Annotated in this window: 9 protein-coding genes; 1 reads left to right on the plus strand and 8 read right to left on the minus strand. The window is 56.9% G+C overall.

Annotated features, from left to right (window positions below):
• Positions 1 to 109: 109 nt before the first annotated feature.
• The 3 genes from B150_RS22200 to aspS all read right to left on the minus strand — a co-directional run bounded on the left by B150_RS22200 (position 110) and on the right by aspS (position 4,497).
• Positions 110 to 910: a phytanoyl-CoA dioxygenase family protein gene (locus B150_RS22200; RefSeq protein WP_020399073.1), complete on the minus strand. Its 801-nt coding sequence runs from the start codon at positions 908 to 910 to the stop codon at positions 110 to 112.
• Positions 911 to 1,075: 165 nt separating this feature from the next.
• On the minus strand, positions 1,076 to 2,623 hold the full coding sequence (guaA, locus tag B150_RS0106430; protein ID WP_020399074.1) for a glutamine-hydrolyzing GMP synthase: 1,548 nt from the start codon (positions 2,621 to 2,623) through the stop codon (positions 1,076 to 1,078).
• Positions 2,624 to 2,712: 89 nt separating this feature from the next.
• Positions 2,713 to 4,497: an aspartate--tRNA ligase gene (gene aspS / locus B150_RS0106435; RefSeq protein ID WP_020399075.1), complete on the minus strand. Its 1,785-nt coding sequence runs from the start codon at positions 4,495 to 4,497 to the stop codon at positions 2,713 to 2,715.
• A gap of 173 nt (positions 4,498 to 4,670) precedes the next feature.
• On the opposite strand from aspS, the gene rnd reads away from it, so the two are divergent.
• Positions 4,671 to 5,855, plus strand: coding sequence for a ribonuclease D (rnd, locus tag B150_RS0106440; protein ID WP_020399076.1), 1,185 nt, complete (start codon positions 4,671 to 4,673; stop codon positions 5,853 to 5,855).
• On the opposite strand, the gene B150_RS0106445 is transcribed toward rnd, so the two are convergent.
• The 5 genes from B150_RS0106445 to B150_RS0106465 are packed head-to-tail and all read right to left on the minus strand — an operon-like array spanning position 5,852 to position 12,490.
• Positions 5,852 to 7,369 carry a Ppx/GppA family phosphatase gene (locus B150_RS0106445; protein ID WP_020399077.1) on the minus strand — a complete coding sequence of 506 codons (1,518 nt, stop codon included), beginning with the start codon at positions 7,367 to 7,369 and terminating at the stop codon, positions 5,852 to 5,854. The two genes, rnd and B150_RS0106445, sit on opposite strands and share 4 nt — an antisense overlap.
• A gap of 5 nt (positions 7,370 to 7,374) precedes the next feature.
• Positions 7,375 to 9,591, minus strand: a complete 2,217-nt coding sequence (locus tag B150_RS0106450) for an RNA degradosome polyphosphate kinase (protein ID WP_020399078.1) — start codon at positions 9,589 to 9,591, stop codon at positions 7,375 to 7,377.
• Positions 9,592 to 9,645: 54 nt separating this feature from the next.
• The gene (locus B150_RS0106455) at positions 9,646 to 10,314 is read right to left on the minus strand and encodes an HdaA/DnaA family protein (protein ID WP_020399079.1); all 669 of its coding nucleotides are present in this window, start codon (positions 10,312 to 10,314) and stop codon (positions 9,646 to 9,648) included.
• The gene (locus B150_RS19970) at positions 10,307 to 11,419 is read right to left on the minus strand and encodes an AI-2E family transporter (protein ID WP_020399080.1); all 1,113 of its coding nucleotides are present in this window, start codon (positions 11,417 to 11,419) and stop codon (positions 10,307 to 10,309) included. The genes B150_RS0106455 and B150_RS19970 overlap by 8 nt, the downstream gene beginning before the upstream one ends.
• Before the next feature lie 21 nt (positions 11,420 to 11,440).
• Complete coding sequence (locus tag B150_RS0106465) at positions 11,441 to 12,490, minus strand: DUF2066 domain-containing protein (protein WP_162139665.1); 1,050 nt, start codon at positions 12,488 to 12,490, stop codon at positions 11,441 to 11,443.
• Positions 12,491 to 12,597 lie beyond the last annotated feature (107 nt).

A 12,597-nucleotide genomic window follows, 5' to 3' on the forward strand; every position in this document is an offset into this window, starting at 1 on the left:
CAATAAGGTGTTTCGCGTTTCCTGCTGCCCCAACACACACCCTCAGGCAATGTGCATCCGACACTCCGGTTGTATGGGAAATATCCCCGGCCCCGATTTCAAGCGCGAGCTAAAAGAACGCTTTAAGCCTGTCCAGCCTGTTGGGCTGACGCGGGATCCACTCGGGTGTCCTGAAATCCGGCGCGTCAGGCGTGCTGTTCATTGGCGTATAATAACGGCAGCCCTCAAAGAAATAATGCGTGACCTGGCTATGGCGGCTACGGCTATTGTCCCGCTGCGCCGCACCGCCGTGCAGCAGATTGGCGTGCCATATGATTGCCTGACCTTTTTTGATCAGGCCATATTCAGGCTGAAGGTCATGCTTTTGCACCAGCCTTTCAATCCCTTGCTCATACAGCCAATAATCGTCATAGCTGGAGCGCAGGCCAAAATCCTGCATTCGGTATTCCGGCAACTTGTGGCTGCCGGGATAATAGACAAGTGGTCCATTATCTTCGTCAATGTCTTCGAGTGCCACCCACACACCTGCCATATAGCCGCTGGGCATGCTATTGAAATGGATGGTGTCCGAATGAGCCATCTGCTCGGTGCCTGTCGGGAAATTCAAAGTCTGGAACGGCAGAGCCGTCCGCCCGAAAAGCTGTTTCAGGCCACGCAACACCTTTGGTGCCGTCGCGATGCGCCGAGCTGCCGCAATTCCGTAATGGACGTCGGTTAAACGCGTTCCGTGTTTATAGCCACCCTGCCCCTGTGAACTTATTTCACTTGGCTCATAGAGTTCGCACGTTCGTTTGATAATGGCGTCGATATCCGGTTGTTTGATACCGGGATCGAATACGAGGAACCCGCGCTCATGAAAGCTGCGGACCTGCGCCCGGGAAAACACCGGCCAAAACGACATCTCGAACATTCCCCCTAAATATGCAGCACTGCTGCCTATTCCACTGGGGAAACATATAAGTTGCGCTCGAATAAAAAGCAAAGGCCATGATGCTATGGCATTTGTTGCATATTACACACGGGCCTGCAGGACAAAAAAGAGGGCGCAACCGGATGGTGCGCCCTCTTATTGAGTTTATTCCCACTCAATGGTTCCCGGTGGTTTCGACGTGATGTCGTACACAATCCGGTTCACGCCGCGCACTTCGTTGATGATGCGGGTGGCAACACGGCCGAGGAAGTCGTGCGGGAACGGGTAGTAGTCCGCCGTCATGCCGTCCGTGGAGGTCACTGCACGCAGGGCACAAACGTGGTCGTAAGTGCGCGCGTCACCCATCACGCCAACGGTCTTGACCGGCAGCAGCACGGCAAATGCCTGCCAGATGGTGTCATAAAGACCGGCGTTCCTGATTTCCTCAAGGTAGATGGCGTCAGCCTTGCGGAGGATATCAGCCTTCTCGCGCGTGATCTCGCCCGGAATACGGATAGCGAGGCCCGGCCCCGGGAACGGGTGGCGGCCAACAAAGTCTTCATGCAGGCCAAGTTCACGGCCAAGCGCGCGGACTTCGTCCTTGAACAGTTCGCGGAGCGGCTCCACGAGCGCCATGTTCATACGCTCAGGCAGGCCGCCCACATTGTGGTGCGACTTGATGGTCACCGAGGGGCCGCCAATGAAGGAAACACTTTCGATCACATCAGGATAAAGCGTGCCTTGCGCGAGGAAGTCCGCGCCGCCCACTTTCTTGGCTTCTTCCTCGAACACATCGATGAAGAGCTTGCCGATGGTCTTGCGCTTGGTCTCAGGGTCGCTGATGCCCGCAAGTGCGCCGAGGAACAGCTCAGACGCGTCCTTGTGCACAAGGTTGATGTTGTAGTGCTCGCGGAACAGGTTCACGACCTGATCGCTCTCACCCTGACGCATCAGGCCGTGGTCGACATACACACAGGTCAGTTGGTCGCCGATGGCTTCGTGGATGAGCACGGCAACGACCGAGCTGTCGACGCCGCCGGAGAGGCCACAAATGACCTTCTTGTCGCCAACCTGCTCGCGGATTTCCTTGATCTTGGTTTCGCGGAAGCTGGCCATGGTCCATTCGCCAGAACAGCCACAGATTTTCTTAACAAAATTCTGGATCAGTTGCGCACCGTGCGGGGTGTGTACCACTTCAGGGTGGAACTGTACGCCATAGAAACGTTTCTCGTCGTTGGCGACAACGGCAAAAGGCGCGCCTTCCGACGTTGCAACAACCTTGAAGCCTTCCGGCAGGCGGTCCACATGGTCGCCGTGGCTCATCCAAACCTGTTCGCGGTCGCCAACGTTCCAGACACCGTCAAACAGCGCGCAGGGTTCCTTTACGTCAACGAAGGCGCGGCCGAACTCCTGATGATCGGAGCTTGTAACGCTGCCACCCATTTGCGCCACCATCGTTTGCTGGCCATAACAGATGCCGAGGATGGGCAGGCCCATCTCAAACAGGCGCTTCGGCGCACGCGGCGTATCCTCATGGGTAACGCTTGCAGGGCCGCCACCGAGGATGACACCGGCAGCACCGAAGCTGTCGATGATTTCATCGGCTTTATTGAAGGGGACGATTTCACAGTAAACACCGGCTTCACGCACGCGGCGCGCAATAAGCTGGGTTACCTGTGAACCGAAATCGAGAATGAGGATTTTATCGTTCATCAACCGGTCTCGTTCTGGTGGTGGTGAAGGTGGGCCTTGCGCCCTGCCCTAATGGCAAGATGGGGCCGCGTGGGCCCCATCTCGTAAACTCAGCTGTTTTCCTTTTTCGCCGGTTCGACGCAGCGAATGTGTAGCTCCCGGAGCTGCTTGGCGCTGACAGTGGACGGCGCGCCCATCATCAGGTCTTCCGCCTTCTGGTTCATCGGGAAAAGGATCACTTCACGAATGTTCGGCTCGTCCGCCAGCAGCATGACCATACGGTCAACGCCTGGTGCGAGGCCGCCGTGTGGCGGTGCGCCGTATTTGAACGCGTTCAGCATGCCGCCAAACTGCGCTTCTACGGTCGCTTCATCGTAGCCCGCAATGCCGAAGGCCTTGATCATGATGTCCGGACGGTGGTTCCGGATCGCGCCAGACGACAGCTCAACACCGTTACAAACGATATCGTACTGGTATGCGAGCACGTCGAGCGGGTCCATCGTCTCCAAGGCTTCCATGCCACCCTGCGGCATGGAGAACGGGTTGTGCGAGAAGTCGACGCGTTTTTCGTCTTCGTTATACTCGAACATCGGGTAGTCGACGATCCAGCAGAACTTGAACTCATCGTCAGAGATGAGGCCGAGGTCCTCGCCCACTTTCGTGCGCGCAACACCTGCAAGTTTCGCAGCACCGGCTTCCTTGTCGCAAGCGAAGAAGACACCGTCGTTGGCACCAAGACCAAGCTGGTCAAGAAGCTGCTTCGTGCGCTCTTCACCGAGGTTCTTGGCAATCGGGCCGCCCGGTACGCCGTCCTTGATGTTGATGTAACCGAGGCCCGCGAAACCTTCGCGTTTTGCCCAGTCATTCATGCCGTCAAAGAATTTACGCGATTGCAGGCCAGCCTCAGGGGCCGGAACTGCACGGACAACAGCGCCGTTTTCAACCATGTTCGCGAAGATGCCGAAGCCGGAGCCGCGGAAAATCTCGGTCACGTCCTGGATCTCGATCGGGTTACGGAGGTCAGGCTTGTCGTTACCGTATTTGAGCATCGAGTCTTTATAAGCGATGCGGGGGAACGGTGCTTCGGTGATCTTTTTCGTGGAGAATTCCTTGAACACGCCAACGAGCACAGGCTCGATCGCGTTGAACACGTCATCCTGGGTCACGAAGCTCATCTCGACGTCGAGCTGGTAAAACTCGCCCGGGCTACGGTCAGCGCGCGCATCCTCATCACGGAAGCAAGGCGCGATCTGGAAGTAGCGGTCGAAGCCGGAAACCATGATCAGCTGCTTGAACTGCTGCGGTGCCTGCGGCAGCGCATAGAACTTGCCCGGGTGCTGGCGTGCCGGCACGAGGAAGTCACGCGCGCCTTCAGGGCTGGACGCCGTCAGGATCGGGGTCTGGAACTCGGTAAAGTTCTGTTCGATCATGCGGCGGCGCAGGCTGTTGATCACGCCCGAACGCATGATGATGTTTTTGTGCAGACGCTCACGACGCAGGTCGAGGAAGCGGTACTTGAGGCGGATGTCTTCCGGGTATTCGGTATCGCCAAACACCGGCATCGGCAGGTCACCAGCCGCAGACAGAACTTCAAGGTCATCAACGAAGATTTCCACTTCGCCCGTGGCGAGGTCTTTGTTGACTGTCTCAGCTGTACGGGCTTTCACACGACCATCGATACGGATCACGCTTTCCGACCGCACGGTTTCGGCGCCAGCGAAAGCAGCGCTATCGGTATCGAACACGAGCTGGGTGATGCCATAATTATCGCGCAGGTCGATAAAAAGGAGACCGCCATGGTCCCGTTTGCGGTGTACCCAGCCAGAAAGGCGGACAGTTTCGCCCACGTTGGCGTGGCGAAGTTCGTTACAGGTGTGCGAACGATATGCGTGCATGTTGTCCTACGATCTTTTAGTCTTTGTTGAGTACGAAAATACGTACAAATTTGGCCCGGAAAAGCGCATGAATGGCCCCGAATGTCAAGACCACGATATGAGGATTGTAGAGAAAGGGTGACGGCTGCGCCATCCTTGTGTATTAGATGCCGCAAACAACAACGGATATTTGCATGCTGCCGATAACGGACACCGATGAACTAAAGGCCCTTTGTGAGCGTCTCTCCAAGGCCGACTTTGTCACAGTCGATACCGAGTTTCTTCGCGACAACACCTATTACCCCATGCTTTGCCTTGTGCAAGTGGCCGATGATGAAGGCGCACATGCGATTGATCCGCTGGCGGAAGGCCTCGACCTGAGCCCGCTGATGGACCTGCTGATGAACGAAAAAGTTCTCAAGGTTCTGCATGCATGCCGCCAGGATCTGGAGATTTTTTACCAGATGATGGGCAAGCTGCCCTCCCCGCTTTTCGATACACAGGTTGCGGCGATGGTTTGTGGCTTCGGCGATTCGGTTGGCTACGAGACTTTGGTCACCAAAATCGCGAAGGCACAGCTTGATAAATCGGCGCGCTATACCGACTGGTCCAAGCGCCCGCTATCAGAAACGCAGCTCCAGTATGCGCTTGGTGATGTAACCTATCTGCGCACCATCTATCGCCGCCTCTCGAAGGAACTGAAAGCCACCGGCCGTGAGCGCTGGGTGGATGAGGAAATGGCGATCCTGCGCGATCCGTCCATTTATGAAATCCAGCCCGAAGACGCCTGGCAGCGCCTCAAGGTTCGCACCAATAAACCCCGTTTCCTCGGTCTTCTGAAGGAACTGGCGGCGTGGCGCGAGCGTCAGGCGCAGGAGCGTGACCTACCGCGCAACCGTGTCGCCAAGGATGAAACGCTGTTCGAGATCGCCGCGCACCCGCCCAAGGACGAAGCAGCGCTTGACCGTATCCGCGGCGTGCCCAAAGGCTTCAGCCGTTCGCGCGCAGGCAAAAGCCTGATGGAAGCGCTTGAGGCAGGCATGAACATACCGGACAAGGACTTGCCACAGATCGAGCGCGCCAAGCCGCGCCCTGCGACACCGCCGATGGCCGACCTTCTGAAGGTTCTGCTCAAGATCAAATGTCAGGATGCCAAGGTGGCTGCCCGTATGGTTGCTAACGCGCAGGACCTCGAGAATTGGGCCGCGGAACCAGACACAACCGACATCAAGGCCATGCATGGCTGGCGCTATGAGATTTTCGGCGCTGATGCCGTCAAACTCATGCAAGGCAACCTTGGCCTCACCGCACGTGACGGCGATATCGACGTGGTGGAACTGGTGGCTGAAGAAGAGCTTGAGGACGGTGAAGGCGCTTAAGACGGCGCCTTCAAGTCCTTCGGGAACTCAATCACCGGCCGGCGGCCCATCAGTTGCGAGAGTTGCGTCAGGCGCTTTAACACCACATCGTTGGTGATGTCCTTGTACGCGCGCGGCACGCCCAGATAGAGCTTGCTTTTGCTAAGGCGCAGGCGTGAGACAGTCAGCGCTGTAACCGCACCGCCCGAAAGCCGCTGAGCGAGCCTGAGTGCTGCCCCCATCATCCTTGCTTCCAAGAGCTCGCTGATATTCAGGAGCGGCAGGATATGCGCCACATGCGGCGCATCGATCGCGGCACCATACGCCTGATTGAGTGCAACGGCGAGATACGCCCTGTCCCGGTGGCTCAGCCCGACAAAATGGCCATGGAGTACAGTTTCTACAGCCTTTTCAGCGCGGAAGTCCGGATGGCCGCGCCACGCGATATCGCCGAGCAGGCAAATGGCGTGATGCAATTTGTCCCGGTGCTCAGGGTCTGCGGTTTTCCGGTGGAATAGCGGGCGTGTCCACTGGTAGATGGTCTCTGAGTGTTCAGGGAAACGGCAGCGTTCGGCTGAGAGAACATGACAGGTGAATAGGAACGGGTCCATCGCCTTGGCATCCTCATCAAGCATGTCGAAAAGGAAACCTTCGCGCAGACCATAAGTGGACACCACTGCAGCCTTGGCGCGGATGGCAGCCAAAACTTCAGCCATAATGATGCTGGCAACCGGCAGCACTTCGCGCCGCGCTTCGGTGAGTGAACCACCAAACGGGATATCCTGCGGTCTGAGGCGGCTGAGCCTGCGGCAATAGTCGGTGAACTCCCGCCTGCTGGACCGATAGCCGTGCAGGATGGGCAGCGGGTTCGATTTTTCGCGCATCATCAGCTTGGCGATATTCCGCCAGGCACCACCCACCATATAAAGGTTCTGGCCGGTACACTGTGGTAACCAGTCGATCCCTGCAAACTGCTGCCTCAGGTACCGTCTGATATTCTGCCGGTTCGTGCCAAATTTGCTCATGAGCCGTAGCGGGCCGATGGGAAGACTGACGGTGTTCAGCACCTGACCGTCCTTCATCTGAGCGAGTTCAAGCGAGCCGCCACCAAGGTCACCCATCAGGCCGGTTGCGCGCGGTTCGCCCGACAGCACACCGTGTGCCGAATAACGCCCCTCTTCCGTACCGTCGATGATGGTGATCTCAAGCCCGCACTCGCGTTTGACCTGACGCACAAAGGCAGGTCCGTTTTTCGCGTCCCGTACGGCGGCTGTAGCCAGCGCGTGAATATGTTTGACCTCCATCTGGTCACAGAGTGCCTTGAAGCGCTTGAGCGTCGAGATGGCGAGTTTGATGGCGTCCTTGCCCATGCGCCCGGTCGCGCCAACTTCAGCGCCCAGGCCACACATCATCTTTTCGTTGAAAATGGTATCCGGCACCCGGCGCAGGCCGGAGAAGACCACAAGCCGCACGGAGTTGGAGCCAATATCGATTACCGCCAGATACTGGTCCACGTGCGCAACGGCTTCAAACATATACTCTATTCCTTAACGTCATACGCGATGACCGGCTCGATCTTGCGGTCGCCGCCAAGGGCTTTACCACGACCAGAAAGCGAACTGTTGGTCATAAAATAGTGGTGCGCAATAAATTCTTTATCGCCCTCTTTTGGCACAACGCGGTCAAAGGAGCCATCTGAATTCATCGTCCAGCTTTGTGCGTTGTCCTTGAGGTTGGCGGCCATTACCTGCCCCATGATCTGGTCATGAACCGTAGGGTTCTCAATCGGCACCAAAGTCTCAACACGGCGGTCAAAGTTCCGCGGCATCCAGTCGGCGGATGAGATGTAAACCTTGGCTTGGCGTGACGGCAGGCCATGGCCATTGCCGAAGCAGCAGATACGGGCGTGCTCAAGGAAGCGCCCCACGATGGAACGCACGCGAATATTCTCGCTAAGCCCCTTGATGCCGGGACGCAATGTACAGATACCGCGGATGATCAACTCGATCTTCACGCCGTTGCAGGAGGCCTCATAGAGCTTGTCGATGATCTTGGCATCCAGGAGTGAATTCAGCTTCACCCAGATGGCACCGGGGCGGCCGCTGCGGGCGATTTCAATCTCGGCATCAATCAGCCGGATCAAACGGTCACGGAGTGCGAACGGCGACAGAATAAGCTTCTCAAGCCCCACTGGCTCCACATAGCCGGTCAGATAGTTGAACATCTTGTTGGCGTCCCGCGCGATGGCGGGATCGGCGGTGAAAAACGACAGGTCGGTATAAATACGCGCGGTGACCGGATGGTAGTTGCCGGTACCGAAGTGGCAGTAGCTCCGGAGCTTGCCGTTCTCGCGCCGCACCACCATTGACACTTTCGCGTGGGTCTTTAGGTCAATGAAGCCGAAGACCACATGCACACCGGCGCGCTCAAGGTCACGCGCCCACTTGATGTTCTGTTCTTCGTCAAACCGCGCCTTGAGTTCCACCACAGCGGTAACGGACTTGCCAGCTTCGGCTGCTTCAATCAGCGCGCGGATGATCTGCGACTGCGAGCCCGCGCGATATAGCGTTTGTTTGATAGCAACCACATTGTCGTCATGCGCGGCTTGGCGCAGGAAATGGTGCACCACTTCAAACGACTCGTAAGGGTGATGAACGACGAAGTCTTTTGCTGCAATTGCTTCAAAAATGTCGCCACCAAAGTCGCGGACACGCTCAGGATAGCGCGGGTTATAGGGTACAAACTTGAGCTCGGGGAAATCGTCAACAATCAGCTCGCTGGTGTCGTTCACGCCCACGATGCCGTCCACAAGCACAACTGTCTCAGCGTCGGCGTCGAGTTTGGAAATCACAAGGTTGCGGAGCTTCTCAGGCATGCCCGAATCGATCTTGAGACGGATAACCTTGCCGCGGCGGCGGCGCTTCAGCGCGCTCTCGAAAACGCGTACAAGGTCTTCCGCTTCTTCCTCAATCTCGATGTCGCTGTCACGCACCACGCGGAACACGCCGCTGCCCTCACAGCGGTAACCGGGGAAAAGCTGGTCAAGGAACAGGCCCATCATGCGCTCGAGCGGAATAAAACGCACATCACCTTGGCCCGGCAGGCGGATGAAGCGTTGCACGTGCTTAGGTACCGGTAACAGTGCCACCATAGCCTTGTTATCCGTATTGCGCACCATGGTGAGCGCCATAGTCAGCCCAAGGTTGGGGATAAACGGGAACGGGTGTGCGGGATCGACCGCGATGGGGGTCAGTACAGGTAGAATGTTCTCAAGGAAATAACTCTCGATCCATTCATGATCACCGTCATCAAGGCTGTCACCGTCAAGCACGAGGATGCGGTTGTCACGCATTTCTTCCTTGAGGTGCGCCCAAACTTGCTGCTGCTTGGCCATCAGGGTTTCCGCGAGGTCATTGACCTGCTGAAGCTGCTGCCATGGCGTAAGACCGTCGTCCGAGCACACCTCGATCTTGAGGTCGGTCTGGCCCCTAAGGCCCGCAACGCGCACCATATAGAATTCATCAAGGTTGTTACCTGAGATCGACAGGAAGCGCAGCCGCTCGAGGAGCGGATGGCGCATATTCTCTGCTTCTTCAAGCACGCGCATATTGAACTGAAGCCAGCTAAGTTCGCGGTTCAGGAAGCGTTCTGACTTCGGCGTTGCGGCAAGAGCTGCTTGAATATCTTCCCGTGACGGCAAGCTATCAGCGCTTTTCGCTTCGATTTCTACTTTTTGCTTCTGGTCGCCGTCGGCCATGATTTTGCTCCTGCATTCAAGGGAATGCGTTGCCTTAGCTTAGCTTTGTTACAATTATTGCCGCGCCTGCCCTTCAAGGCAAGCCTTGGCGAGCGGGCGGGTGATCTTGCGCTTTTCCGCGAGCGCGCTGCGGTCGATCTCGTCCACAAGCTGTTTGGCAGCCTCGTAGGAGCGTTCAATCCGCGGCAATATGTAACCTATCACTGAAAGATCGACCTGTAACTGCCTATCTGAAAACAATTTTACCAGAAGAACCATAAGCAGATGATCGTCCGGCTCATGAAGTTCAGCCACCGTAAAAGTAGCGAGGCGGGAGCGCAGGTCCGGCAAGGCCACATCCCAGAGGTTGGGAGCCGATTTTGCGGTGACCAGCAGGCTGGTGCCCTGCTCTTTTGTCCAGTTATAGAGGTGAAAGAGACTGTTATCATCACGGCCTGCTTGGTCCGCATCTTCAACCAGCACCGGCTTGCCGGTTGGCAATTCATCAAGCGGCTTGCTGATATCAACAGTCGTGGCTCCGCTACGCTGTGCCCAGGCGCTCGCGAGGTGGGTTTTACCTGACGATGCGGGCCCCACAAGCGCAAACGCATGCGAAGGCCACTCCGGCCAGCTTTCAAGGAGCGCGAATGCCGCCTCGTTTGAACTGGAAACAACAAAATCCTCTAGGGCAAAACTGGGTTTGTGCGGCAGTTCCAGCGGAATCTGGGAAATTTCCTCAGCCATCGGTATCCTTACTCTCAACAATCACATGGGCCGGTTGTTCGCTCGCTTGCGGCACGGAGGCCTTAGGCTGCAGTTCATAGTGATCAAGGTAGTGATCTATATAGAAGCGCACGAGCACGGCGATTGCGGCCGCGGCAGGTACCGCCACCAATACACCGACAAAACCAGCAATCTCACCACCGGCGAAGACCGCAAACAGAACCCACACCGGGTGAAGGCCAACACGGTCCCCCACAAGCTTGGGTGATATTACGCTGCCCTCAAGAGTTTGCACTACAAGCACCACGCCGATCACGAGTGCGATATTCACCGGGTCAAAGCCCCACTGGCCGATGGCCATGGCAACCGCCACAACACCGGCGAAAAGCGCACCCACAAAGGGAATGAAGGACATAACGCCCGCGAGCAGGCCGAGTACAATGGCGAAATCAAGCCCGACAATGGCCCAACCAACAGCATAAAGAATACCAAGGCAGCTACTTACCAGCAGTTGCCCACGAACGAAGCCCGCAAGTACCGTATCCACCTTCTCGGCCTGTTCACGCACGGTTTTCGCTGTCGGTTCAGGCAGCCAGCTATCGATCTTGGCGATGATGCGGTCCCAGTCGCGCAGCAGATAGAAGGCTACCACCGGCGTAATCAGGACAAGGGAGAGAATGTTGAATACCGCGATGCTGCCTTTGATAGCCCCCGTCGCGGCTTCACGCACCTTGACGAGAATCTCGTCGGAGAAGGTGGAGACAAGGCCATCAACATCATGCGGCATATCGAGATTGAAGCGGGTGGCAATCGCATCCATCCACTCATTGAACTTGGGTTTGAGGGTGGCCAGTGTCTCTGGCAGCGTTTTCGACGCCGCCACAATCTGGCTTTGCATGATCGGCCAGAAGGCGATGATCACCGCCAGAATCAGCAGGAAAAAGATGGTGATAACGATAGCCGCAGCCGCACTGCGCGGTACCTTACGCGCCTCAAGCCGGTCAGCGAGCGGATCAAGGAAATAGGCGACGGCAAGACCCGCGAGAAACGGCAGCAATATCCCTCTGGTCAGGTAAAAAAACAGCGCGGTGACAGCGATACCGCCAATCCAGAACCACTTGTTCATGTTTGCCCCCCTTAAAACCGGTTACTCGTCGTCGCTTTTCGGCGCGAGTAACCTTTCATCCCCATAAAACCCAAGTGTCAGCCCGGCGTAGCGCAGCGCAAGCTGCAACTGTTCCTCGCGTCCGGTGTAGTCAAACGCTATGCGGCTGAACGGCAAGCCAATCTCAATGGTGTGCACAGCGCGGATCAGCGAGACCTCCTCCAGTTTACGCTGAACCTCGGTCAAAACAGCGAGGTTTGTGGTCGGCACCAGCATCTCAAGATGCCCTTCAACACCGGTATCCACAAGCAGTTGGCCGCGCCAAGCGGTGTCGATGGCATCAAGCACCGCTTCATACATGGCGGCAACGGCCTCAGCTTCATTGTCCACCTCTTCAATCCGGCCCTCGCCTTCCATGTTCCCATCGGTCGAAAGGTAGCGGTAGGCGAGCACGGGTCCATAAGGCGTGCGGTACCAGTCACTTGCGATCATCAGCGCGTCGCGCACCCCGTAAATCTTAGCGACTTCCCTTGCCTGTTTGGCCTGAAGCGACTGCACTTCACGGAAGGTGATGGCGGCGCGTTCGCTAATCTCGCCACGGGCAAAAACATACTGGCGAATCCGGTTAACCCAGTCCACCTTATCGCGCGCGGTCATGATCACGGGGTCCTGTTCCCACAGAATCTCGGTCAGGCCGCGACGGTGACCGTGAAGCACAAGGATACCCTGCCCTGTACTGAGAACGTGCGGCACATTGTTGTCAGCCAGAAACTGGCTCACAAGGCCCGGCTCAAAACGTACATTCAGGGTCGCCAGATAGCGGCGGGAAGACGACTGCTCATCAACCACTTCAATGGCTGTAATGAGAGACTGAATCTGGTTGCGGTTCAGCACAGGCAGCTTAGCGCGACCTTCTTCCTGAACCAGCTTGCGCAAGAGGGTCTGATAAGCTTGCAGTTCAGCCTTCTCCAGCGCGGTCTCCCGCGCGCGGCTGGCAGTTGAGGATGTCTCATCAACCTTGATATCGCGGATGGTGAATAGGCGGTCGGTCACATCTTCCGCTGCCCGCGCATTCTGCGGCGCGTGCGCCACACAGAGCATAATTCCCAGAATTAACGCAAAAGCATGATGGAAAACTGTGCTATTTTTGAAATAGTTATGCATAAAGTCTTTCATAACCGGCGCGGCGCCCCTATAAC

It is taken from the genome of Kordiimonas gwangyangensis DSM 19435 = JCM 12864, from assembly GCF_000375545.1.
GTDB classification, from domain to species: Bacteria; Pseudomonadota; Alphaproteobacteria; order Sphingomonadales; family Kordiimonadaceae; genus Kordiimonas; species Kordiimonas gwangyangensis.

What these genes read in the sequence shown, in the direction of transcription:
- B150_RS22200 (WP_020399073.1), bottom strand. Translation starts at nt 910, where the DNA reads ATGTTCGAGATGTCGTTTTGGCCGGTGTTTTCCCGGGCGCAGGTCCGC.
- guaA (WP_020399074.1), bottom strand. Translation starts at nt 2,623, where the DNA reads ATGAACGATAAAATCCTCATTCTCGATTTCGGTTCACAGGTAACCCAG.
- aspS (WP_020399075.1), bottom strand. Translation starts at nt 4,497, where the DNA reads ATGCACGCATATCGTTCGCACACCTGTAACGAACTTCGCCACGCCAAC.
- rnd (WP_020399076.1), top strand. Translation starts at nt 4,671, where the DNA reads ATGCTGCCGATAACGGACACCGATGAACTAAAGGCCCTTTGTGAGCGT.
- B150_RS0106445 (WP_020399077.1), bottom strand. Translation starts at nt 7,369, where the DNA reads ATGTTTGAAGCCGTTGCGCACGTGGACCAGTATCTGGCGGTAATCGAT.
- B150_RS0106450 (WP_020399078.1), bottom strand. Translation starts at nt 9,591, where the DNA reads ATGGCCGACGGCGACCAGAAGCAAAAAGTAGAAATCGAAGCGAAAAGC.
- B150_RS0106455 (WP_020399079.1), bottom strand. Translation starts at nt 10,314, where the DNA reads ATGGCTGAGGAAATTTCCCAGATTCCGCTGGAACTGCCGCACAAACCC.
- B150_RS19970 (WP_020399080.1), bottom strand. Translation starts at nt 11,419, where the DNA reads ATGAACAAGTGGTTCTGGATTGGCGGTATCGCTGTCACCGCGCTGTTT.